Here is a 23,901-nt window from a genome sequence, read left to right on the forward strand (position 1 = left end):
AGCCGTTCACCGTGTGATGGCTCTTTTGACAGGATGTACCTGTGCCAAAAATAAAAGTCGTATTAGCAGATGACCATCCGATTGTGCTGATGGGCGTTAGCGAGCTGATCGAGCGCGACGAGCGTTATGAGATCGTGGGCCAGGCTCAGACCTCCACAGAGCTGATCGAGCAGTTGCAGCGCTTGCGGCCCGACATTGTGGTCACCGACTACAGCATGCCGGGGGATGAAACCTACGGTGACGGGGTCAAGCTCATCGAATACCTGATCCGGCACTTCCCCGAGGTCAAGATTCTGGTGCTGACCATGCTCACCAACAACCTGATCCTGTCGCGACTCTATGACTTGGGGGTGGGCGGGATTATTTTGAAAAACGGCGACTTGAACCAGATCCCGCTGGCGCTCGGTGCGTTGGCCAAAGGCGATAAATGGCACAGCAAAGCCGGTCAGGGGGCGGCCAGCGTGGTCGAGCGCTCAGATGCGGTGCAGGCACGGATTGCCAGTCTGTCAGTCAAGGAGTTTGAGGTGCTGCGCCGGTTTGCCTCGGGCATGAATGTGCGTGATATCGCTCACTCGCTTAACCGCAGCGTGAAGACCGTGAGTTCGCAGAAGGTCTCCGCCATGCGCAAGCTGGATGTGGAAAACGACCACGCCTTGCTGACCTTCTGCATCAGTATGAATCTGATTTGAACCGTGGCGGTTTCAGGGGTGGAGCACCGGGGCGGTGCCGGTGTGGAAGTGGCCGCCGTCATCGACCCAGGTAAAACTGACGTTGAGCCCTTGAGGGTTAATCTGGCTGCCGGAGGCCATGGGGTAACGCTTTTCACCAAAGGGCGGCGCCATCATGTCGAGGGTTTGCGGCACCGCCATTTCTTGGTGGCGGTCGACCAGGCGCAGTGAGGCCATCGATGCGTGATAAGGGGTCGGATTGCGCAGCACCAGCACCCAGTGTTCGCCCTGCTGCTCCAGCGTGAAGGTCAGCTTGGCGGGCATTTCATCCGGGGTGGAGGGCAAGTTTTTCGGGCGATAAAAAATCTTCATCTGGGTGTTCATGGCCAGCGCTACAGCCGCTTCAGGGGCGGGCGTGGCACCGGATTTCGGGGCGATTTCATAGAGGTTGAGCCAAAACACCGATTCGCGGTCCTTGGGTAACGCATCGCCGTTATAAAGAATGCGCAACCCCTGAACCGCCCCTGGTTGCATGCGAAAGACCGAGGGCAAGGCAATCATCGGTGACGTGCTTTTCTCGGGGGCTTGCTGATCTTCGCCATCATTGACCCAGGTTTGCACCACCACCGGATAGGGGTTGATGTTGGCCAGCATCAGCGAACGTTCGGTTTGCCCTTGTTCGTAAATCACCCGCGTGCGGGACGCCATGACGCCCGCCTGCGCCGGGAGAATGAACACAAACAGCAGGCCGATCAGCATCAGGCGCGTGAGGATGAGGGTTATTTTTTGAGTCATGATTACTGCACCTTAACGAGAACATAGGCGGTGGCATTCACCTTGCCCGGTGTGGCTTTGCGGCCCGGCAGGGTTTTGAGTACCGCGGTCAGTGTCTGTGTGTACGTGGTGTAACCCGAGGCTGCGCTGCCGTTGGCGCTGGCTCCGTCCTTGACCGGGTACCAGCCGCTGGCATTTCCGCCCCCGGCGATCCCGGTGCCCAGAAAATTCATCGCTTTGCCGTCCTTGTTCAGGGCAATGCCTACCCCGGTGGCGATGGTGGGGTCGGTGCCGTAGCCGTTGGAAACCAGATGCGTCACCCCTTGTGTCCCGGTCAGCAACCCCAGCTCCACGGCCTTAGCATATGCAGCTGAAGAGACTTGCACGCCCAGCGCGGTCTGATTGGTGTTGACCCCCGACACCGCCTGATCGCTGCATTCAATCTCGATGCTGAAATCGCTTTCGCGGGTCATGTTGTCGTTCAGTTCCTGGGCCGTGACCGGCGGGAACACCACCAGCGGCGTGACATTGCGCGCGACGCAGGTGGCGGTGTAGCTGATGGAGGCCGCGCTGCGCATGCCAAAGCCGATGCCGTTGTACTGGCCCCAGAAGGAATAATGGGTATTGGAGTCGGTGCCCACGGTGTCGGACTTATAGCCAGGCCCCTGAAATTGCACATAACCATTGGGCTGGGTGCAGGTGTAGCTGTAGGTGCCGCTGCAATAGTTACTGCCGCTGCCGGATGTGGGCGGCAGGCTGGAGACGCGGGCCAGATCCGCTTGCACCATGCTCAGGTGCTTGGGTTTGATTTGCAGCTTGGTGCCGACCACGTCGTATTGAGTGATTTTGCTTTGCTGCCAGTAGCGGGTGAACACTTTGCCGGAGTTGAGGTGCGTCAGCTTGAGCCCGACATAGGGGAAGTAGGTGGCGTAGTAGCCGGGCAACCCGTCATTGGTCGCGGTACCGGCGCCGTTGCCGATTTCCCAGTAGCCACCGACCCGGTCATCGCCGTTGGTGGCAAACACTTCATACAGCTCGTCCTTGTCTGCCAGGTCGCATTCCCACAGCACCGTCTCGCTGTTGAGGCCCGTGGCGGTGGCGCTGTCCACAATCGTCGTGCCCAACGGCGTCCCCACCGGTTGCAGGTAGGTGCTGGTGAGGTTGACCCGGCCAAAGTTGATTTGCGCCGAGTAAGGGTCAAGCACGGTGATGCCGTTGTAGACCCGTCGGCACGTGGCCTCAGCCGTGGGAAGCAAGCCGAGTGTCAGCGCCAGCAGCAGTAACTGATTCAATCGTGGGCGTAAGGTGAACATAAGAAAGCCTCGATTTTCGGGGGTGAATTAACGCGATGAATCCACTGGGCGGCAGTCGCTGGTCACACGCAGCAAGGGCTGGTCCAGATCGCGTCCGGAGACGTCGTAGTGCAGGGCGCATTGCTCTTCAGGGCGATCGCCCCAGCGCAAAGTCAGTGCGCCTGCTGGCTTCTCGCTGCGCAAGTAGGCCTGGCTGCCCTGGCCCACCATGCCGATCACGCTGCCGGTTTCATCGAGTACATCCGCGCCCATCGGTACAGCCTGGTTATCGGGCAGCAGGGCCTTGACCAGCAGGGCGTTGCCGCTGCGGGTCTTGAACGTGATCTTGACCGCGGCACCGGCGTACGGCGCCACCCGGCGTTGGCCATCGTCGAGTTCGGTTTTCTGGTTCATGCCTTCCGGGGTGATGGCCACGGTGTTGTAGCGGTAAGGCGTGAGGGCTGGCACCAGGGCATAACCCGAATCATCAATGGTCGTGCCTTGGCTGTTCATGACTTTTGCACCGCTGGCGCCTTTGGCTTCAATCAGCGCAAAGGTATCGCCCAGATAAGGGCCGAAGGTCACGCCGCCGCTGTGCAGTGCCACCGCGCCGCGGGCGCTGCCGGACGCCTGCCAGTAGTCTTCACCCTTGGACGCGCTGAGGGCGAGGCTGGTCTTGGGCAGGCGTTTTTGCAGGTTGCCGCTCCAGGTGTTCTGTTTTTGTTCGGCGTCGCGGGACACATCCACGCCGTAGCTCAGGGTCTGCTCGGCCCCGGCGGTGCCGGACATCGAGGTCTGGTACACGTTGCCGTACGTCGAGCTGTGGCTGACGGAACTGCTCAACGTCGGTGTGTTGCTTTTCGACGGGCTGCCCAGCGGGAACGAGACCGAGAGCAACGTGACTGTTTCAGTCGTGCCGGGGGAGGCCGGGTTCCAGCGGCCTCCGTTGACGTTATTGCCCGCGTTGTGGCCGTCATAGCCGCCGTTACGGGTGTTCTCGACATTGCCGGTGGACTGGCGCGAGACCGACAGGTTAAAGCTCACCGAGTTTTGCAGGGTGTTGGCATAACCCAATTGCAGTTGCGTGTCGCGCTCGCGGCCGTTGCGGTAATCCTGAGTCGAGCCCGACACATAAATCGAACCGTAGGATTCCAGGCTCTGGTTCACGGATACTTCGAAGCGCGAGCGTTGCAGGTAGCTGGCCGAGTCCCAGGTCTCACCTTTGTTCAGGGATTCGCGCACACCGAGCACGTCGCCCAGGTCGCGATACCCGGCGGTTGAGTAGCGGTAACCGGCAATCGACAGCGTGGTGTTGGTCGGTGCGAAGGTGCGGCTGTACGACAGGCGTGCCATCCAGCCATCGACCAGCCCTTCTTGCGGCATGTCGGCGCGCGAGTAGGTGGCATCAAGGCCGAACGCCCCCAGCCAGTTGGCATAGACGCCACCGAACACCAGCGCCTGGTAGCCGTCCGCGACCCGCAAGCCGGTGTTGGCCGTGAGGGTGTTGGTCAGGCCGCGTTGATAGGTGAATTCGCTGAACAGGTCGTTATCGCCCACGTCGCTGGTCTTGCCCACGGCCGCGCTGTAGCGCGAGGTGCCCGGGCGCAGGGATTCCGGCACTGCCGAAAACGGCACGCTGAAGCGGCTGATGCTGCCGTCGGCTTCCTGCACCGTGACGTCAAGGTCGCCGTTGTAATTGGTGGCGTACAGGTCGCTGATTTCAAACGGCCCCGGCGCGACGGTGGCTTCGTAAATGTCATTACCATTCTGGCGCACAGTGACCTTGGCGTTGGTCTTGGCAATGCCGCGCACCGTCGGCGCATAGCCGCGTACCGATTCGGGCAACATGCGTTCGTCGGAGGTGAGTTGTACCCCACGAAACCCCAGCCCGGAGAAGAAACGCCCCGAGGTGTAACCTTCGCCCGCCGTCAGTTCACTGCGCAGGCTGGGCAGAGCACGTTGCACATACGTGCGGGTAGCGTTCCAGTCGCTGCCGTTTTTCGAGTCATAGCGCAGGGACGCTTGCTGGCGCAGGCGCCACATGCCCAGGTTCAGGCCACTGTTGAGCGCCACATAGCTGGAGTCCGAGTCCTGGGCATGACTGGCGCTGCGGCTGACGTGGTACTGGTTGGCGCTGTAGTTGATGAACCCGATGGTGTTGCCCGCGTCCAGGTTCTGCGGCGACACATAGCCGCGCGGCACCTGCAGCATCAGGCTTTGCGGCATGCTGATGTCGAGGCGCAACTGAGCGAAATCGAAATGGCTGCTGGCGCCTTTGACCGTGTCCCCGAGCAACGGGCATTGGCTGCCGGGGGTGTCGGTGATCGCCGTGGCCAGCACGCCCGCGCCTTCCAGCAGCGCCCGTGGCAGGCAAGGTTGCACATCGCCCTGCGCCACGGCGACAAACTGCACCGGCACGCGCTCGACAAAACGGTCATTGAGGTACAGGTCGACCGTGTAGTGGCCGGGATCAATGGCGTTGATGGTGTTAAAGCGCGACAGGGAGCCGCCGCCAAACATCATGTTGTCGTCGAATTGGTAGTCGTCGCTGGTGCTGGCTGAATCGGTTTGAGCCTGTGCCGTGCCCGCCGTCAATGCGCCACACAGGATCGACGACGCCAGCAACATGGCCCACAACCAGCGGCTATGCGGGGCGCGGGTGCGGATCCGGCAGGGGATGTATTGAGCCACGGACATGTGTAGTTCCCGAGGTTACTGAACAGGCTGGTCGGTGGTGACGTCGGCGCCGTAATCGTTCACCAGCGTCAGGCGCAGTTGATTGCCGGCGCTGGCCCCTTTGACCGGCCATTGCACCTTGGAGAAGGGCGGGACCATCACGGCCTTGGCCACGTTGACCGGCTTGCCGCCCACCAGCAGGTTGGCCTGGCGGATAACCGCGTGATAACCGCTGTTGTTTTCAGCGCTCAGGTGCTGGTTCGAGCCGCTGCCTTGCAGGGTGAAGGTCATCGACCTGGCGATGTCTTCGGGGTTGCCGCGAATGCTTTGCGGGCGATAAAAGATCTTCATCCGGCTGCTCACGGTGAGCATCAGCTTGTTGGCTTCCATGTCGTGAGCCTTGAGCGCGGGCATTTGCATGAAGTTGATGTAGAACACCGACTCACGGTCTTGAGGCAGGTCCTTGCCGGTGTACACCAGACGCACGATTTGCCCGGCCTTGGGGTTCATCCGGAAAATCTGCGGGCTGGCGATAAAAGGGGCGTCAGCGGTTTGTGGGGTCGACGCCGGGTCGCCTTTATCCACCCAGATCTGCACCAGATTGGGGTATGCGTCATGGCTGGTGAGTTGCAGGGCTTTTTCGCGAATGGCGGCGGGGTAGATCACCCGCGTGCCGCTCATGACCACACTGGCCATCGCGCTCTGGGCAAGCGTTACGCCGATCAGCAAACCGACGGACAGGGCTAAGCGTTTCAGGCAGGTCATGGCCAACTCCTTCCGAAAGGCTGGGAAAACAGAAAAGGACAAGCGAGGTGCGGACCCGCCGCTTCGCAAGGCGCGAAGACGGCAGGTCAGGGGGTTACGCTTACAGGTAGTCGAGGGCGTATTGAGCCGATGCTGAAACGGTACCGGCCGTGGCAGCGCCGGTGCTGATGTAACGCGCAGCGAAGTCGTGGCTGGTGGCGGTTTCGTCTTTTTTCAGCACCAGGCCTTCAACCGACGTCATGCCGCTCAGGGTGATCGGCGTGCCACCGCTGGCATCCAGCAACTGGATTGCAACGTTTTGCGCCGTTCCCGTGTTGCCCAGGTTGCCGCCCGTGTTGACGTTGGCACCCAGGAACGTGGTGCGAATGTTCAGGTCGCCCGTGGTGGGGGCGGTGCAACCCGTCACGGCGATGGTGAAAGGCGTTTCACCGGCGAACTTGCCTGCGGTGTCCAGATCACTGGATGCCACGGTGGGCAACACCACGATCGGGCTGCCAGCGTTACCGTTGACCGACACCTGGCACGTCTGGTCAGACACCTGGCCTTTGAAAGTGATGGTGTTTTGGCTGGCGGCGAACGAGATCGCCGGGAATGCCGTCATCGCGATGAGCAGAGCAGTACGCTTCATAGTAATAATCCTGATAACTGGAGATGAGGCTCGAGCCCAACCCATTCTTCGTGGAGTCGGTCAGGAGCAGATTCAGCCAGTGCAGGTTATCGGGGGCAGGACCGGGCTTTAATCAGACGATTCTTAAAAGGCCGTGGCGGGCGATTGAGGCGGGGGATTTGCCCCAGGCAAAAAAAATGGCTGACCGTGCGGCAAGCCATTTTTCGGTACGGGTACACGGTCTTTATCAACAGGGGTTTGACGCGACGGTCACCTCTGAGGTCCAAGGGCAAGCGATCGCCCAAACCAGCGAAAAACGCTCATCCGCTCACGCGCGTCGACTTCGTGTTCACAGCGGTGTGGAGAGCGAAAACGGAATGCGCAGTTCCCCGACAGGCCCAGTATCGCGGCCGCACATTTCGTCGTGCACGCAGTGCTGCACCAGCACGCACGGAAATGCCGGCACGGTGTGCAGCACCTGCCGCAGGTGGGGGATTGAGCGCAGGTGCATCGGCTGGGCCGCCTCGTCAAGCAAGGTGAACTGGCCGTGATCCAGGCGGATTCGTGCCAGATAAACACCACCTTCGAGTGACAGCAGCTCCAGCTCGCGTATTTCGCTGTTGGCCGCATGTTGGGTGAGGGTGTGCAGGTTCATGCTTCACTCCTTGCCTACCAGGGCAGGCGTTGTCCATCGTAAGCAAAGAAATGGCCGCTGTCGGCCGGAGTCAACTGGTCAATCAAGGTCAGTAATCGGGCCGCGGCAACGTCTGCGGGACGGGCGGTGTCGGCGACGCGGAAAGGATGCGACAGCCCCGAGATGACCGTGTCCGGGTGCAGGCTGAGCAAGCGGCTGTGCGGACGAGTGCGCGCCAGTTCGATGGAGGCAGTCTTGATCAGCATGTTCAGCGCGGCCTTGGAAGCACGGTAGGCGTACCAGCCGCCCAAACGGTTGTCGCCAATGCTCCCGACTTTTGCTGAGAGCATCGCCATCGCGCCGCGCGGTGCGAGCAGTGGTAGAAAGTCGCGCAACACGATGGCCGGCCCCAGCGTGTTGACTTGAAACACAGCCTGCAGCGCCTCGGGTTCGAGGGCGCTGATGCTTTTTTCCGGTTTGATCCCCTCGCGATGGAGCAGGCCGGCCGCGTGTACGATCAGGTGATACGGCGCTTCGGCTGCCAGTTCGGTGGCGGCGCTGGCAATCGTTTCGGGACGTTCAAGGTCCAGCTCGGGCACGGTATGGCGCCCTATCGCACGAACCCCGGCGCAGCGCGGATCTTGCCTCAGGTGTTCGCAAAACGCCGTGCCGAGGGCGCCGCTGGCGCCGATCACCAGCGCGCGATAGCCGTCGTCGAGGGAGGTCATGGTCACGACGTGGTTCATTGGCTCACCCCGGCGCCCTGACGGCGGAAGAATATCGTCACCTGACCCACCTCAACCCCGAACTTGGACATACGGGTGCGGTTGATTAACGTGTCTTCGTCCATCAAGTACATCCAGTCGTCCATGCTCATTTCGTAGGTCGAATCATCGACCGGCAGGTTCAGGCGGTACCGCCAGTGCAACGTGTTTCCGGCGATTTGGCCGTTGGCGATACCCACCACATCCTCGGCGCGGCCGCTCCAGCGTCCCTGGCCCTCGGGTGTGAGGGTCCAGACGCGGCGTTGGCGGGTGCCGTCGCTGTAGAGGAAGCGCTCGTCGAGAATCAGGTTGTTGCCCTCGCGACGGCTGACGATATTGACCTCGAAACGCTTGACCACCTCACCGCTGCGCTTTTGAAACATCCCCCAGGCTTTGACGGGCTGGCTGAAAAACTGCTCCAGATTCAACGCCGGTTGCTGATCCGCGTACCGGGCGACATCCACACCGGTACAACTAGTGATGCTGAGGGCCAGCGCCAGTAACAGCAGTAATCGTTTCATTGCCTTTCTCCCTGAAGCACGCGGCTCACGCGTACGAAGCATCGCGCCATCGGTGCGTTCGGTGGGCAGTCCCGGTAGAGGGTTCTGCGTCGGCCTTTTGGGTCAGTATCAACCCTCATCTAAATACTTGTACAATGTCAATCGACTTGTATAGGTTTTATTCAAGATAGGCTGAAAAAAATCAACTGACAATCCATCGGCAATCTTTTTATGCAGAGGCGAAAACCTCACCTTGCTGAGCACGAGGCTGCCTGCGGCTCACCAGTGCGGTGGGGGCATGTGCGATAGCTTTGGGCACGTTATTCAAGGGGACTTATCAGGCCAGGAAGCGGTTAGTGCTGATGGAGTAGCGATTGTGATGCGTAGGTGTTTTGAATGGGGGGTGCTGGATTGGCGGGTGTCACGTCGATTCGAGTTCGTAACGAAGGAGGAACACGGGGGATGCACGGAGGGGGAGGTATGGAGAGAGACAAGGAGAAACCCCCAGACACAAGAAAGCCCGCACTAGGCGGGCTTCTTGTACTGTTTATAGACTCATGGAGACATCTGTAAACAAGCGTTTGGTGGCTACACAGGGACTTGAACCCCGGACCCCAGCATTATGAATGCTATGCTCTAACCAACTGAGCTATGTAGCCAATGGCGCGCATTATTCCTTCGAGCCGGGCATGTGTCAAGCAAATATCTTAAAAAATTCTTTGTTCAATCAACCGCTTAAGGATTTACGGCGTTTGGATGGCAATACCCTGTTAAAAAATGGCACATTGACCGACCTGCAAGTGCGCATTCACCTGATGTACGGAAAGTCTCATGGCCCTTAGCAACGCTCAAACAACAACAACGACTGCCTCACAAACGCCTCAAACCAGCCCGTTGGTGCTGCGCATTATCGGTGCAGTGGCGCTGGCGCATCTGATCAATGACTTGATTCAAGCCGTTCTGCCTTCGATCTATCCGATGCTCAAGGCCAAATATGACCTGACCTTTACCCAGATCGGCCTGATTACCCTGACCTTCCAAATGACCGCCTCGCTGTTACAGCCCTGGGTAGGTTATTACACCGATCGCCATCCCAACCCGTTGCTCTTGCCTGCGGGCATGGTGTGTACGCTGGTGGGGATTTTGATGTTGTCCCAGGTCGGCAGTTTTCCCTTGATCCTCCTGGCCGCCGCGCTGGTGGGCATCGGTTCGTCGACCTTCCACCCCGAGGCTTCACGGGTGGCGCGTCTGGCCTCAGGCGGGCGCTACGGTTTTGCACAGTCTACGTTTCAGGTGGGCGGTAATGCCGGTTCTGCGTTTGGTCCTTTGCTGGCAGCATCGATCATCATTCCATTCGGGCAAGGCAATGTGGCCTGGTTTGGCCTCTTTGCGCTGTTCGCCGTTGGCTTGCTGTATGCGATCAGTCGTTGGTATCGCAGCCACTTAAACCTGTTCAAGCTCAAAGCCGGGCAAAAGGCCACCCACGGGCTGTCTAAAAATCGGGTGTTGAGCGCGTTGGTCGTGCTTGGGCTGCTGGTGTTCTCCAAATATTTCTATATGGCGAGCCTGACCAGCTACTACACGTTCTTCCTGATCGAGAAGTTCGGCGTCTCCATCGCCAATTCGCAGATGTACTTGTTCCTGTTCCTCGGTGCGGTGGCGGCCGGTACGTTTTTTGGCGGTCCGATCGGCGACCGCATCGGGCGTAAAGCCGTGATCTGGTTCTCGATTCTGGGTGTAGCGCCGTTCACTTTGCTGCTGCCCTATGCGGACTTGTTCTGGACCAGCGTGTTGAGCGTCATCATCGGCTTTGTACTGGCCTCGGCGTTCTCGGCGATTGTGGTGTATGCGCAGGAATTGGTGCCAGGCAATGTGGGCATGATTGCCGGTATCTTCTTTGGCCTGATGTTTGGTTTTGGCGGGATCGGTGCGGCGCTGTTGGGCCATCTGGCGGATATTCACGGTATCGAATACGTGTACACCTTGTGCTCATACCTGCCGCTGCTGGGTGTGCTGGCGATTTTCCTGCCGCGGACCAAAAAGGTCTGATCCGCGCAGGTAATCAGCCTCAGCGCTTAAACAGTGGGTTTGTCGTTTTGGGTGGTGAAGCCAAACGTCAGCAGGGCACTTTCAACCGTGCTCATGTGTTGTAGGCACAGTTGCCACGGCGCGGACACCGCATCGGCCACTTCATTGGGCGCCACGGGAAGCAATACCGGGCGCTGGTTGTCGCTGGCGATGGCCGCGCAGCCTGACGCCACACTGGCCAACCGTTCGTGCAATGACGCTGGAGGCGGGCCTTGTTCCTTGCGCAAGGCATCGGCAAAGGCCTCGGCGAACAGTAGCGAGCTGGCGTACAGGCGCACGGCATGGCGTTCGTAGCGGCTGGCAATGTCTTTGACTTCCCGTGATACAAAGCGCCCGCGTAACGTCCAGCGCGCCGTATTACGGGCGCTGCTGATGCCGGTTTCCAGTGCAATCAGGCTGTCATGGGCGGCCGAGAAGATCAGCACGGCATTTTTGGCTTTGTTGGCGTCGTTCTCTTCCAGTGATTGCAGGCTTTTACCGAAACCTTTCGCCAGCTTTTCCAGCAAGTCCTTTGCCGAGCTGTCGATGATCCCGATGGGGTTCGGGGTCAGCAGGATCTGACTGAACACCAGCCCGACACCCGCGCCCACTAGCACGTCCATCATGCGCACAACACCGGCGCTTTCTGGCCCCACAGCCAGCATCAGCACGGCCGAGACGCCCGCTTGAATCGGTACGACAGCGCCCAGGCCATACAGCGCTGCAATGGCGATGGCGGAAAACGTGGCAAATCCGATCCGCAGCAGGGGATAGCCGTCAGGCAGCCAAAGCGCGGCTTCCCCCACGATGATCCCGGTGGCCACCCCGACCATCAGTCCTACTGCCTGTTTGCCATGGCTGGGCAGGCCGGGCGCCAGGCACACGACAGCGCTGATGGCTGCAAACACCGGGTGTTCATGCCCCAGGAAATGCACCGCCAGAATCCACGCCAGCGCGGCGGCAATGGCTGAGGCCAGCGCATCACGCCAGCCGGAGGCCCAGCGGGTTTTGATTTTTTCGACCAGCGAATCGATAGAGCGAGTCAGGAAATTGGGGCGGGCGATCATTCAGGCTCCTGAAGTTGAACAATGGTGGTGATAACCATAGACCTTCGCGCGCCGATAGCGTGCGCCAAGGTGCCGGTGTCCAACTCAGAGCCAAAAAAAACCGCGCCTGAGCGCGGTTTTGTACGTGTGGTGTTTACACGTTGAAGCGGAAGTGCAGAACGTCACCGTCTTTAACGATGTAGTCCTTGCCTTCCAGACGCCATTTGCCAGCGGTTTTGGCACCGGCTTCACCCTTGTACTGGATGAAATCGTCGTAGGCGATGACTTCGGCGCGGATAAAGCCTTTTTCGAAGTCGGTGTGAATCACGGCGGCGGCTTGCGGGGCCGTTGCGCCTACTTTTACAGTCCAGGCGCGTACTTCTTTAACACCTGCCGTGAAGTAGGTTTGCAGGTTCAGCATCTGATAACCGGCACGGATAACCCGGTTCAAGCCCGGCTCTTCGAGGCCCAGCGCTTCCAGGAACATGTCCTTTTCTTCGCCTTCTTCCAGTTCTGCGATTTCCGCTTCGATCTTGTTGCAGACCGGAACGACCAGTGCACCTTCTTCTTCGGCAATGGCCATGACCACGTCGAGGAACGGGTTGTTCTCGAAACCGTCTTCAGCGACGTTGGCGATGTACATAACCGGCTTGGTGGTCAGCAGGTGGAAGCCACGGATGATAGCTTTTTCGTCTGCCGACATGTTCTTGATCAGGCTGCGGGCTGGTTTGCCTTCGGTGAAGTGGGCGATCAACTGCTCCAGCAGAGCCTTTTGAGCCACGGCTTCTTTGTCGCCGCCTTTGGCGTTGCGCGCCACTTTCTGCAACTGCTTTTCGCAGCTGTCGAGGTCAGCGAAGATCAGTTCAAGGTCGATGATTTCGATGTCGCGTTTCGGGTCAACGCTGTTGGAAACGTGAATCACGTTTTCGTCTTCAAAGCAGCGGACTACGTGAGCGATGGCATCGGTCTCACGGATGTTGGCCAGGAACTTGTTACCCAGGCCTTCACCTTTGGAGGCGCCAGCTACCAGGCCCGCGATATCGACGAACTCCATGGTGGTCGGCAGCACCCGCTCCGGGTTCACAATGGCAGCCAGCGCGTCCAGACGCGGATCGGGCATCGGCACGATACCGGTATTCGGTTCGATCGTGCAGAAGGGGAAGTTCTCAGCCGCAATACCGGATTTGGTCAGGGCGTTGAACAGGGTGGACTTACCGACGTTAGGCAGGCCGACGATGCCGCAATTGAATCCCATGGTGTTTTCCCCGAGGAGTAGAGTCAGGCCTTCTGGCTGTGCAGGTTTTTCATCGCACGGTTCCATTCCCCGGCGAGGATATCCGGCAGCACGCCGAGGGCAAAATCGATGCTGGCATCCAGTTTTTCCTGTTCGGCGCGCGGCGCGCGACCCAGGACAAAATTGGAGACCATGCTGGCGACGCCTGGGTGGCCAATGCCGAGCCGCAGACGGTAGAAATTATTGTTGTTCCCCAGTTGCGCGATGATGTCACGCAGCCCGTTGTGACCTCCGTGGCCGCCGCCCAGTTTGAGCTTGGCAACACCTGGCGGGAGATCGAGTTCGTCGTGGGCCACCAATATGGATTCCGGCGCAATCCGGTAGAAACCGGCAAGCGCCGCAACGGCCTGGCCGCTTCGGTTCATATAGGTGGTGGGAATCAACAGACGAACATCCTGACCTTGATGGCTGAATCGACCGGTCAGGCCAAAATACTTTCGGTCTGCAACGAGGTTAACCCCGTGCGCGGACGCGAGACGCTCAACAAAAAGGGCCCCTGCGTTATGCCGGGTCTGTTCGTATTCGGTGCCTGGATTTCCCAGGCCAACGATCAGTTTTATGGCGGTCACGACAAGGGCCCTTCTATGGAGTTGTGGATAACATCGCCGCTGACAGCAGCGGCGAAAACGGACAAAAAAGCGGGTTTACATGAGTAAACTTCGCGATCTTGTCCGCTTTACTCGCTGCGTGTTAGCTCGCGATGTTCCTCAAAACTCCAGACAGAGTAATGAATTACTCTGCTTCAGCTTCTGGTGCAACACGTGGAGCGTGAACGTTGGCTACTGCCAGGTCGTTACCGTGTGCCAGTGCTACGAACTCAACGCCTTTAGGAGCGGTGATGTCCGACAGGTGAATGATCGAGCCGACTTCGGCGTTAGCCAGGTCAACTTCGATGAATTCAGGCAGGTCTTTTGGCAGGCAGGAAACTTCGATTTCAGCAACAACGTGCGAGATCTCGCCGCCTTTCTTGATCGGAGCAGCTTCACCAACGAAGTGAACTGGAACGATTGCAGTCAGCTTCTGACCGGCAACAACGCGTACGAAGTCAGCGTGCATCACGTGGCCTTTGGCCGGGTGACGCTGCAGCGCTTTGATGATTACGTTTTGCTTGGTGCCGCCAACAGTCAGTTCGATAACGTGGCTGTAAGCCGCTTCGTTTTCGAGCAGTTTGGCAACTTCTTTAGCCAGCAGGCTGATGGATTCAGGGGCTTTTTCGCCACCGTAAACGACAGCTGGAACCAGGCTTGCGAGACGACGCAGGCGGCGGCTCGCACCTTTCCCCAGGTCGGAACGCACTTCAGCATTCAGAGTAAATTCGTTCATGTTGTATCTCCAAAATAACCACATCCGGCCTAGCGTTTGCGACCAGCGCTATGGACGGTATGGGCAAAAAAGCCCCACCCCAACAGGCTGTTGGGGCGGGGCGCTTTTCGTCAACGAGGCATTCGAGAAGGGCTGGGCCCTTATCGGAACATCGCGCTGATCGATTCTTCGTTGCTGATGCGGCGAACCGCTTCAGCCACAACCGGTGCGATATCCAGTTGACGGATACGCGAACAGGCTTGTGCGGCAGCGGACAGCGGAATGGTGTTAGTCACCACCAGCTCATCCAGCATGGAATTTTCGATATTCTCGATTGCCCGACCCGACAGCACAGGGTGTGTGCAGTAGGCGAACACTTTGGCAGCGCCATGCTCTTTCAAGGCTTTAGCCGCGTGGCACAGAGTGCCGGCGGTATCGACCATGTCATCAACCAGAATGCAGGTACGCCCTTCGACATCACCAATGATATGCATCACTTCCGAGTGATTGGCTTTCTCACGGCGTTTGTCGATGATACCCAGATCAACGCCCAGGGATTTGGCAACAGCACGTGCACGCACGACGCCGCCGATATCCGGGGACACGATCATTAGGTTTTCAAAGCGCTGATCTTCGATGTCATCCACCAAAACTGGGGAGCCATAGATGTTATCTACAGGAATATCGAAGAAACCCTGGATTTGGTCAGCATGCAAATCAACCGTGAGAACACGGTCAATGCCGACAACGGTAAGCATGTCAGCCACAACTTTTGCGCTGATAGCCACACGTGCGGAACGCGGACGGCGATCCTGACGGGCATAACCAAAGTAAGGAATAACAGCAGTAATACGAGTCGCTGAGGAGCGGCGGAAGGCATCAGCCATCACGACGAGTTCCATCAGGTTATCGTTGGTCGGAGCACAAGTCGGCTGAATGATGAAAACGTCTTTACCGCGGACATTTTCATTAATCTCAGCGGTAATCTCGCCGTCGGAAAACTTACCGACAGAAATGTCACCGAGTGGGATATGCAGCTGACGTACGACACGCCGAGCCAGATCGGGGTTAGCGTTCCCCGTAAAGACCATCATCTTGGACACGCGCAGTACCTGAAGGCTGAGGGTAACCTGGATGAGTATAAGAAATGGCAGGGGCGGCTGGATTCGAACCAACGCATGGCAGGATCAAAACCTGCTGCCTTACCGCTTGGCGACGCCCCTGTATCTGTTGCTACGAGTACCGTGTACCCGTTTCCTTTGACAGATCTTGTAGCTTGCGATGCAACATCGAAACGTTGCTTCCTTTCGCTACAAACCCTGTAAGGGTGTCTGCAAGAAGGTGCAGGACTTTATCAGCATCTGCTTCGTTTGGGAAGGCCCCAAATATACAACTTCCAGTTCCAGTTAATTTTGCTTCGGTATATTTACCTAACAAATTCAAAGCCTTACGTACATCTGGGTAAAGCTCCGTTACTACTGCTTCGCAGTCGTTTCGGCTGTTTCCCTTGGGAACGGGGCGCACTTTAATGGGCAAAGAGTTACGTGTCAACAAAGGATGCGAAAAAATTTCTGCTGTGCTTACAGAGACTTGCGGGACGAGCACGACGTACCACGGTTCTTCCGGGTATTCGGGTGACAGTTTTTCGCCAACCCCTTCAGCGAAAGCGGCATGCCCGCGAACGAAAACCGGTACATCCGCGCCCAGGTTCAACCCCAGTGCCGCCAGTTGATCCTCGCTCCAGCCCAGCCCCCACAGATGATTGAGGCCCAGTAATGTGGTGGCGGCATTCGAACTTCCGCCGCCGATTCCGCCCCCCATGGGCAAAATTTTATTGATGTGGATATCGATGCCCAGCGTGCAACCTGATTGCGCCTGAAGTTGTCGAGCCGCTTTCACGATCAGGTTGTGGTCGTGTGGCACGCCTGCAAACTCAGTGAGGAGGCGAATCTCACCGTCCTCTCGCACTGAAAACGTCATTTCATCGCCATAGTCGAGGAATTGAAACAACGTTTGCAGTTCGTGATAGCCATCTTCACGGCGGCCGAGAATGTGCAGCATCAAATTCAATTTTGCCGGGGAGGGCAAAATCAGTGGATCGTTTTGCATGTCATTGTCCCAACTGACGGGGTTGCCAATCTTTCACCACCAGGGTGACGTCCAAATCTTTCCCGTGCAGTTTTACGCGCTCAGGGAGCCAGAAGCCGTTCTGCTCGACGTAACTCAGGTATTCGATTTTCCAGCCGTCCTGTTCCAGTTGGCCCAGGCGGCTGTCTGCATTCAAGGCAACGCGGCTTTTGCTGCCCGGCGCCGGCAAGCCGCGAACCCACCAGACCAGGTGCGACACGGGCAGGCTCCAACCCAGTTGTTCGCCGAGCAACTCTTCAGGAGAAGAGGCTTCGTAGCGGCCCTGATTGGCCACTTCCAGCGTGACATTGCCCGGGCGCCCGGTCAGGCGGGCAGCGCCACGGCCTAGCGGGCCTGACAAGCGAATGTCGTAATAATCCTGGCGTTGCAGCCAGAACAACGTGGCGCTGCCCGAGTCTTTCGGGGCGCGGATGCCGACTTTGCCGTTGATCTGCCAACCGTCGAGTTGGGTCAAATGCTGTTTATGTGCTGACCACAATGCCGGGCTGCCATGGCCTTCGACCGATTCACGGGCGCCAAACATGGAACAGCCGGCCAGCAAGGCGATCAGGCTAAAGGCAATAAGGTGTCGCAGGGTGCGATAACGCATGATTTAAAGAGTCTCGGATCCGGTCAAACGCAAAACGGTTTTGCGCAGGATAGGGCTTTCTGGGTTGTCTTTAAGGAACTTGGCCCAGATTTGCCTGGCTTCACGCTGTTTGCCGTTGGCCCAAAGCACTTCGCCCAAATGCGCGGCGACTTCTTGGTCCGGGAAGCGATCCAGCGCCTGACGCAATAACCGCTCGGCTTCATTCAAATTGCCGAGGCGGTAATTGACCCAGCCCAAGCTGTCGAGCACGGCAGGGTCGTCGGGGTTGATGTCATAAGCCTGTTGAATCAGCGCTTTGGCTTCGGCGTAACGTGTTGTCCGATCTGACAGGGTGTAACCCAGCGCGTTCAATGCCATGGCATTGTCAGGTTCGCGGGCGATGATGGCGCGCAGGTCCTTCTCCAGTTGAGGCAGGTCATTGCGCTTCTCGGCGAGCATGGCGCGCGAGTAGAGCAAGTTCAGGTCATCCGGGTACTGTTTCAGCGCTTGCTGAAGGACATCCCATGCGCGGTTTGTCTGATTATTCGCACTCAGCGTTTCTGCTTCGATCAAAAACAGCTGAATGGCGTAATCGGGTTGCTCGTCGCGGGCCGCCGCCAATTTGGCAGAGGCTTCTGTGCCGCGACCGTGGCTGATCAGGATGTCGGCCTGTCGCAGTTGGGCGGGCAAGTAGTCATTGCCGGGGCCGACTTGAGCGTATTCGATCAACGCGCCTTGGGGGTCGTTGCGCTCTTCTGCGATACGCCCGAGGTTCAAGTGCGCCGCGTCGACATGGCTGTCGCGTTCGATCAGCGTTTGCAAATACCCTTCGGCTTCATCCCAGGCTTTGCCTTCGAGGCACACCAGCGCCAGAGAAAAACGCAGTTCGTCGTCTTCTGGGTATTGCTGGACCAGGCTGGCGAATTGCGCCTTCGCTTCATCCATGCGGTTTTGCTCAACCAGCGCGCGGGCGTAGGTGAGCGCCAGGCGCTTGTCTTGCGGGTATTGCTGAATGCTTTTCTTCAGTAGCGGCAGGGCTTCATCACCGCGATTGAGGCTTTGCAGAATTCTGGCACGCAACAGCACGGGGGCGACTTCACCGGCTTGCGGCGGATTGTTCTCCAGTAACTTGAGTGCGCCTTCGGCGTCTCCATCCTGCTGCATGAGCAAGGCTTTACCGAAAATCAGCTGACCGTTGTCCGGATGCCGGGCGAGCAGGCTGTTGAAACTTTTCAACATGCCGCTGCGGGTTTCGGGGTCTGATTCAGAGGCTGACAACGCTAAAAAGTCGAAGTGAGTATCGCCTTTGGCTTGCAGGACTTTTTCCATGTACACGATGGAATCGTCGTAACGGCCGTTGCGCGCCAGCTGAATGGCGGCGGCGCGTTGGGCTTCAAGGTCATCCGGGGCGTTTTTTGCCCAGATCAGCGACGTGTCGAGTGCGGCCTGATCGGCGCCCAGGTACTCGGCGATGCGAAATGCGCGCTCGGAAATGCCCGGATCCTGAGTATTGATGGCCTGGGTCACGTAGTTGTCCAGCGCAATGTCCAGACGATTACGTTGCCCTGCCAGTTCGGCACTCAACAGGCTGTACAGCGTGTCTTCGCTGAAAGAGCTGTAGACCTTTGGCTTTTCGGGCACAGAAGTGGTGTCTTCAACCGCGGACGATTCATCCGGCGACGTGGGAGCCAAGGCCTGGCAGCCACTGAGGAAGACAAGAGCAAGGAGCAACGCGGAGGATCTATTCATATAAGAGAAGGGCGACTTACCTGCGGTCGGGGCATCATGACACATGCGAAAGGGCAAACCTAACGGCTGCGACTATCGATATCAGGATGCAGATGATGGCTAATTGGGCGTCAACAGACCTTAACTATAGAGACAATAGTCAGCAATGGTTGTTCTGAATCTGGCGAAGTAGGACAATTGCCGGCTTCTCGTCATCATCAGCGATCTTGAATGGCCTTCCTCGCACTCGGTATTAACCACAAGACTGCTTCAGTAGACGTCCGCGAGCGCGTGGCTTTTACCCCGGAGCAGTTGGTTGAGGCCTTGCAGCAGCTCTGCCGACTGACCGACAGTCGTGAAGCTGCGATCCTCTCAACCTGCAATCGCAGTGAGCTGTATATAGAGCAAGACCAGATTTCAGCCGATACCGTCCTGAAATGGCTGGCCGATTACCATCAGCTCGACCTTGAAGAATTGAAGTCTTGCGCCTACATCCATGAAGACGATGCTGCCGTTCGTCACATGATGCGTGTGGCCGCAGGCCTCGATTCACTGGTGTTGGGCGAGCCGCAAATTCTCGGCCAGTTGAAGTCGGCGTATGCCGTGGCGCGTGAGGCGGGCACCGTCGGGCCGCTGCTGGGGCGCCTGTTTCAGGCCACGTTCAACTCGGCCAAGCAAGTGCGCACCGACACGGCCATCGGCGAAAACCCGGTTTCCGTGGCGTTTGCCGCGGTCAGCCTGGCCAAGCAGATTTTCAGTGACTTGCAGCGCAGTCAGGCATTGTTGATAGGGGCTGGCGAAACCATCACCCTGGTCGCCCGACACCTGCATGACTTGGGGGTCAAACGTATCGTGGTTGCTAACCGTACGCTGGAGCGTGCCAGTCTGTTGGCCGAACAGTTCGGCGCGCATGCCGTGTTGTTGTCGGACATTCCTCAAGAGTTGGTGCACAGCGACATCGTCATCAGCTCGACGGCCAGTCAGTTGCCTATTCTCGGTAAAGGCGCGGTTGAAAGCGCGCTGAAGCTGCGCAAGCACAAACCCATCTTCATGGTCGATATTGCTGTTCCTCGCGATATCGAGCCAGAAGTCGGCGAGTTGGACGACGTTTACCTCTACACCGTCGACGACTTGCATGAAGTAGTGGCTGAAAACCTCAAGAGCCGCCAGGGCGCCGCTCAAGCCGCCGAAGAGCTGGTCAGCATCGGCGCCGAAGAATTCATGGTGCGTTTGCGTGAGCTGGCGGCCGTGGATGTGCTCAAGGCCTACCGCCAGCAAGGCGAACGCCTGCGCGATGAAGAGCTGCAAAAAGCGTTGAAAATGCTGGCCAATGGCGGCAACCCTGAAGACGTGCTGGCCCAATTGGCGCGCGGTCTGACCAATAAATTGCTGCACGCGCCCAGCGTGCAGTTGAAAAAGCTTTCCGCCGAAGGCCGCCTCGATGCGCTGGCCATGGCACAAGAACTTTTTGCCCTCGGTGAGGGCTCATCGCATAGCTCTGCGGATAAAAAATCGTAATGAAAGCGTCATTGCTTAATAAGCTGGACATCCTCCAGGACCGTTTTGAGGAACTGACCGCATTGCTTGGCGATGGCGAAGTTATCTCCGACCAAACCAAATTCCGCGCTTATTCCAAGGAATACGCAGAAGTTGAGCCCATTGTTGGCGCGTACGGCCAGTGGCTGAAAGTTCAGGGCGACCTGGAAGGCGCTCAAGCCTTGCTCAAGGACAGCGACCCCGACATGCGTGAAATGGCTGTCGAGGAAGTGCGCGAAGCCAAAGAGCGACTGATTGAGCTCGAAGGCGACCTGCAGCGCATGTTGCTGCCCAAGGACCCGAACGATGGACGCAACGTCTTCCTCGAAATCCGGGCGGGCACCGGGGGCGATGAGGCCGCGATTTTTGCAGGCGATCTGTTTCGCATGTATTCCCGTTATGCCGAACGGCGTGGCTGGAGGCTGGAAATCCTGTCGGAAAACCCCGGTGAGCATGGCGGCTATAAAGAAGTCATTGCGCGGGTTGAAGGCGAGAACGTGTACGGCAAGCTGAAGTTCGAGTCGGGCGTTCACCGTGTTCAGCGTGTCCCGGCGACTGAATCCCAAGGGCGTATTCACACCTCGGCCTGCACCGTCGCGGTATTGCCTGAGCCTGACGAACAAGAGGCGATCGAGATCAACCCGGCCGATTTGCGCGTCGACACCTACCGTTCTTCGGGCGCGGGTGGTCAGCACGTCAACAAGACCGACTCCGCTATCCGCATCACGCACTTGCCGTCGGGCATTGTGGTGGAGTGCCAGGAAGAACGCTCCCAGCATAAAAACCGTGCGCGGGCGATGTCGTGGCTTTCAGCTAAATTGAACGACCAGCAAACCAGCGCCGCCGCGAGCGCGATTGCCAGTGAACGTAAACTGTTGGTGGGGTCGGGAGATCGCTCCGAGCGCATTCGCACCTACAACTTTGCCCAAGGCCGGGTGACTGACCATCGCGTCAACCTCACGTTGTACTCACTGGATGAAGTGCTCGCAGGCGGCGTCGAAGCCGTGATCGAACCGTTGTTAGCGGAATATCAGGCTGATCAACTGACAGCCCTGGGTGAATAAATGACCATCATTGCCAGCTTGTTGCGCGCCGCCCAATTGCCCGATTCACCGACGGCGCGTCTGGATGCAGAGCTGTTGTTGGCAGCCGCCTTGGGCAAGTCGCGCAGTTACCTGCACACATGGCCCGAGAAAATTGTCAGCAGCGAAGCCGCACTGACCTTTGCCGACTTCCTGCAACGCCGCCGCGCGGGCGAACCCGTGGCCTACATTCTGGGGCAGCAAGGTTTCTGGAACCTCGATCTGGAAGTGGCCCCGCACACGTTGATCCCGCGTCCGGATACCGAACTGCTGGTGGAGACGGCCCTGCAATTGCTGCCTGCAACCCCGGCCAGTGTGCTGGACCTGGGCACCGGCAGCGGCGCCATCGCCTTGGCCCTGGCTAGTGAACGCCCGGCCTGGAAGGTCACGGCCGTTGATCGCATCCTCGAAGCCGTGGCGCTGGCAGAGCGCAACCGGCAGCGCCTTGAATTGAATAATGTCACCGTGCTCAACAGCCATTGGTTCAGCGCGTTGGCCGGCCACCGTTTTGATTTGATCATCAGCAACCCGCCTTACATTGCGGCCGGGGATGTGCATCTGGATGAAGGCGACGTGCGTTTCGAGCCCGAAAGTGCGCTGGTCGCCGGTGCTGACGGGCTCGATGACATTCGTGAGATTGTCGCCGCAGCCCCGCACCACCTGAATGCCGGGGGCTGGTTGATGCTTGAACATGGTTACGATCAGGCGCCTGCCGTGCGTGACCTGTTGCAGGGCGCGGGATTCGTCGAGGTTGAAAGCCGCAAAGACCTGGGCACTCACGAACGTATTACGTTGGGTCGCCTGCCGTGCTGACCGATCAGGAACTGTTGCGCTATAGCCGACAGATCCTGTTGCAACAGGTCGATATCGCCGGGCAGTTGGCCCTCAAAAACAGCCGTGTATTGATCGTCGGCCTCGGCGGGCTAGGCTCGCCGGTGGCGTTGTACCTGGCCGCGGCGGGGGTGGGCGAGTTGCACCTGGCTGACTTCGACAGCGTCGACGTCACCAACTTGCAACGCCAGATCCTGCACGACACGGCCAGTGTCGGTGAGAGCAAGGTCGAATCGGCCCTGACCCGGCTTACCGCGATCAACCCGGCGATCACCCTGATTGCCCACCGTACGGCGCTGGACGAAGACTCATTGGCCGATGCAGTCGCCGCCGTGGATCTGGTGCTCGACTGTTGCGACAACTTTGGCACCCGTGAAGCCGTGAACCGGGCGTGTGTGGCGGCGCGCAAGCCGTTGGTGAGCGGGGCTGCCATCCGCCTGGAAGGCCAGTTATCGGTCTTCGATTCGCGCCAGCCTTCCAGCCCCTGTTACCACTGTTTATACGGGCACGGCAGCGAAGATGAATTGACCTGCAGCGAAGCCGGCGTCATCGGCCCGCTGGTGGGGTTGGTGGGCAGTTTGCAAGCCCTTGAAGCCTTGAAGCTACTGGCCGGTTTTGGTGAACCGCTGGTCGGTCGACTGCTGTTGATTGATGCCCTCGGCACGCGTTTTCGCGAGCTGCGGGTCAAGCGTGACCCGGCGTGCAGCGTGTGCGGTTCAGCCCATGAGTGAAGCACCGATTGGCGTCTTCGACTCGGGTGTCGGCGGCTTGTCAGTGCTCAACGAGATTCACGCCTTACTGCCCAATGAGTCGCTGCTGTACGTCGGTGATTGTGGGCATATTCCGTATGGCGAGAAATCCCCGGAATTTATCCGCCAGCGTTGTGCGGTGATTGCCGACTTCTTTCAGCAACAGGGCGCCAAAGCCATCGTGTTGGCCTGCAATACCGCCACGGTGGCGGGTGTGGCAGATTTGCGCCAACGCTATCCGCACTGGCCAATCGTTGGCATGGAGCCTGCCGTCAAGCCTGCTGCGGCCGCGACCCGAAGTGGCGTCGTGGGGGTTCTGGCCACCACGGGCACGTTGCAGAGCGCCAAATTCGCCGCCTTGCTGGACCGGTTTGCCAATGATGTGCGCGTCATCACCCAGCCTTGCCCCGGGCTGGTGGAATTGATCGAAACCGGCGACCTGCAAAGCCAGGCCTTGCGCTCACGGTTGCAAGGCTATGTCGAGCCGCTGCTGGCTGCCGGGTGCGACACGATCATCCTGGGGTGTACCCACTATCCCTTCCTCAAGCCTCTGCTCCGTCAGATGCTCCCGCCGTCGATCTGCCTGATCGATACCGGTGCGGCTGTCGCCCGTCAATTGCAGCGTTTACTCCGTGAACGTGGGCTTTTGGCCACTGGGCCGGCTCAAGAAACCCAGTTCTGGACAAGCGCCTTACCTGAACAGATGAGAAATATCCTACCTGCACTGTGGAATAAGTCTGGCGTTGTGCGAAGCTTTGCCCTGTAGAAAAATGTGTGTCCGTTCAAATGGGTTGAACTTTCACGTTGTGATCGGATTCATAACGCCTGCCTGATGGGGCACACAACAAATGACCTATGCATACGAAAATA

The 23,901-nt window shown here is 58.6% G+C and carries 23 protein-coding genes and 2 tRNA genes; 7 read left to right on the plus strand and 18 right to left on the minus strand.

The features are described 5' to 3' along the window. Window positions 1-41 precede the first annotated feature (41 nt). The gene (locus tag TU74_RS05635; RefSeq protein WP_047273305.1) at window positions 42-689 is read left to right on the plus strand and encodes a response regulator; all 648 of its coding nucleotides are present in this window, start codon (window positions 42-44) and stop codon (window positions 687-689) included. Between the two features lie 12 nt (window positions 690-701). Here TU74_RS05635 and TU74_RS05640 read toward each other — a convergent pair whose 3' ends face one another. From TU74_RS05640 to TU74_RS05680, 9 genes are all read right to left on the minus strand, one after another. Then, the gene (locus TU74_RS05640; RefSeq protein ID WP_052892911.1) at window positions 702-1,463 is read right to left on the minus strand and encodes a fimbrial biogenesis chaperone; all 762 of its coding nucleotides are present in this window, start codon (window positions 1,461-1,463) and stop codon (window positions 702-704) included. 2 nt (window positions 1,464-1,465) lie between these two features. Continuing rightward, complete coding sequence (locus TU74_RS05645; RefSeq protein WP_048375543.1) at window positions 1,466-2,755, minus strand: fimbrial protein; 1,290 nt, start codon at window positions 2,753-2,755, stop codon at window positions 1,466-1,468. A gap of 27 nt (window positions 2,756-2,782) precedes the next feature. Further along, complete coding sequence (locus TU74_RS05650) at window positions 2,783-5,362, minus strand: fimbria/pilus outer membrane usher protein (RefSeq protein WP_420912155.1); 2,580 nt, start codon at window positions 5,360-5,362, stop codon at window positions 2,783-2,785. Between the two features lie 84 nt (window positions 5,363-5,446). Continuing rightward, the gene (locus TU74_RS05655; RefSeq protein WP_047273307.1) at window positions 5,447-6,175 is read right to left on the minus strand and encodes a fimbrial biogenesis chaperone; all 729 of its coding nucleotides are present in this window, start codon (window positions 6,173-6,175) and stop codon (window positions 5,447-5,449) included. Between the two features lie 100 nt (window positions 6,176-6,275). After that, window positions 6,276-6,803 (minus strand): fimbrial protein, encoded by a 528-nt coding sequence (locus TU74_RS05660; RefSeq protein WP_047273308.1) that lies wholly within the window; start codon window positions 6,801-6,803, stop codon window positions 6,276-6,278. Between the two features lie 328 nt (window positions 6,804-7,131). Next, window positions 7,132-7,437 carry a DUF6482 family protein gene (locus tag TU74_RS05665; protein WP_047273309.1) on the minus strand — a complete coding sequence of 102 codons (306 nt, stop codon included), beginning with the start codon at window positions 7,435-7,437 and terminating at the stop codon, window positions 7,132-7,134. A 14-nt stretch (window positions 7,438-7,451) separates the two neighbouring features. Further along, entirely contained in the window at window positions 7,452-8,162 is a 711-nt protein-coding gene (locus TU74_RS05670) for an SDR family NAD(P)-dependent oxidoreductase (protein ID WP_048375547.1), read from the minus strand. Continuing rightward, window positions 8,159-8,701, minus strand: a complete 543-nt coding sequence (locus TU74_RS05675) for a DUF3833 domain-containing protein (protein ID WP_048375548.1) — start codon at window positions 8,699-8,701, stop codon at window positions 8,159-8,161. Before TU74_RS05675 ends, TU74_RS05670 begins: the two co-directional genes overlap by 4 nt. A gap of 561 nt (window positions 8,702-9,262) precedes the next feature. Next, window positions 9,263-9,339: transfer RNA gene (locus TU74_RS05680), tRNA-Met, on the minus strand. 172 nt (window positions 9,340-9,511) lie between these two features. Here TU74_RS05680 and TU74_RS05685 point away from each other — a divergent pair. After that, window positions 9,512-10,729: an MFS transporter gene (locus TU74_RS05685; protein ID WP_047275349.1), complete on the plus strand. Its 1,218-nt coding sequence runs from the start codon at window positions 9,512-9,514 to the stop codon at window positions 10,727-10,729. Window positions 10,730-10,755: 26 nt separating this feature from the next. On the opposite strand, the gene TU74_RS05690 is transcribed toward TU74_RS05685, so the two are convergent. The 9 genes from TU74_RS05690 to TU74_RS05730 form a co-directional block, all read right to left on the minus strand. Further along, window positions 10,756-11,814, minus strand: a complete 1,059-nt coding sequence (locus TU74_RS05690; protein WP_047273313.1) for an FUSC family protein — start codon at window positions 11,812-11,814, stop codon at window positions 10,756-10,758. A 133-nt stretch (window positions 11,815-11,947) separates the two neighbouring features. Then, window positions 11,948-13,048 carry a redox-regulated ATPase YchF gene (gene ychF / locus TU74_RS05695; protein WP_047273314.1) on the minus strand — a complete coding sequence of 367 codons (1,101 nt, stop codon included), beginning with the start codon at window positions 13,046-13,048 and terminating at the stop codon, window positions 11,948-11,950. 23 nt (window positions 13,049-13,071) lie between these two features. Continuing rightward, window positions 13,072-13,656, minus strand: coding sequence for an aminoacyl-tRNA hydrolase (gene pth / locus TU74_RS05700; RefSeq protein WP_048375550.1), 585 nt, complete (start codon window positions 13,654-13,656; stop codon window positions 13,072-13,074). Between the two features lie 163 nt (window positions 13,657-13,819). Continuing rightward, window positions 13,820-14,410 carry a 50S ribosomal protein L25/general stress protein Ctc gene (locus tag TU74_RS05705; RefSeq protein WP_047273316.1) on the minus strand — a complete coding sequence of 197 codons (591 nt, stop codon included), beginning with the start codon at window positions 14,408-14,410 and terminating at the stop codon, window positions 13,820-13,822. Between the two features lie 140 nt (window positions 14,411-14,550). Continuing rightward, window positions 14,551-15,492, minus strand: coding sequence for a ribose-phosphate pyrophosphokinase (locus TU74_RS05710; RefSeq protein WP_003208392.1), 942 nt, complete (start codon window positions 15,490-15,492; stop codon window positions 14,551-14,553). 45 nt (window positions 15,493-15,537) lie between these two features. Further along, window positions 15,538-15,612 (minus strand) — tRNA-Gln (locus tag TU74_RS05715). A 10-nt stretch (window positions 15,613-15,622) separates the two neighbouring features. Then, a complete protein-coding gene (gene ispE / locus TU74_RS05720; RefSeq protein ID WP_047280023.1) occupies window positions 15,623-16,498 on the minus strand; it encodes a 4-(cytidine 5'-diphospho)-2-C-methyl-D-erythritol kinase in 876 nt (291 codons plus the stop codon). 1 nt (window position 16,499) lies between these two features. Next, window positions 16,500-17,126, minus strand: a complete 627-nt coding sequence (gene lolB / locus TU74_RS05725) for a lipoprotein insertase outer membrane protein LolB (RefSeq protein ID WP_047275357.1) — start codon at window positions 17,124-17,126, stop codon at window positions 16,500-16,502. A gap of 3 nt (window positions 17,127-17,129) precedes the next feature. Then, window positions 17,130-18,854, minus strand: a complete 1,725-nt coding sequence (locus TU74_RS05730) for a tetratricopeptide repeat protein (RefSeq protein ID WP_047273319.1) — start codon at window positions 18,852-18,854, stop codon at window positions 17,130-17,132. A 210-nt stretch (window positions 18,855-19,064) separates the two neighbouring features. On the opposite strand from TU74_RS05730, the gene hemA reads away from it, so the two are divergent. Genes hemA through murI form a run of 5 tightly spaced genes read left to right on the plus strand, consistent with a single transcriptional unit; the run spans window position 19,065 to window position 23,797 of the window. Next, window positions 19,065-20,351, plus strand: a complete 1,287-nt coding sequence (gene hemA, locus TU74_RS05735) for a glutamyl-tRNA reductase (protein WP_047273320.1) — start codon at window positions 19,065-19,067, stop codon at window positions 20,349-20,351. Beyond that, complete coding sequence (gene prfA, locus TU74_RS05740; RefSeq protein ID WP_047280025.1) at window positions 20,351-21,433, plus strand: peptide chain release factor 1; 1,083 nt, start codon at window positions 20,351-20,353, stop codon at window positions 21,431-21,433. The genes hemA and prfA overlap by 1 nt, the downstream gene beginning before the upstream one ends. Next, window positions 21,434-22,264, plus strand: coding sequence for a peptide chain release factor N(5)-glutamine methyltransferase (prmC, locus tag TU74_RS05745; protein ID WP_047273322.1), 831 nt, complete (start codon window positions 21,434-21,436; stop codon window positions 22,262-22,264). Further along, entirely contained in the window at window positions 22,258-23,013 is a 756-nt protein-coding gene (locus tag TU74_RS05750) for a molybdopterin-synthase adenylyltransferase MoeB (protein WP_048375553.1), read from the plus strand. Before prmC ends, TU74_RS05750 begins: the two co-directional genes overlap by 7 nt. Further along, window positions 23,006-23,797, plus strand: coding sequence for a glutamate racemase (murI, locus tag TU74_RS05755; RefSeq protein ID WP_047282068.1), 792 nt, complete (start codon window positions 23,006-23,008; stop codon window positions 23,795-23,797). The genes TU74_RS05750 and murI overlap by 8 nt, the downstream gene beginning before the upstream one ends. Window positions 23,798-23,901 lie beyond the last annotated feature (104 nt).

Source organism: Pseudomonas lundensis (genome assembly GCF_001042985.1).
Lineage (GTDB): Bacteria > Pseudomonadota > Gammaproteobacteria > Pseudomonadales > Pseudomonadaceae > Aquipseudomonas > Aquipseudomonas lundensis.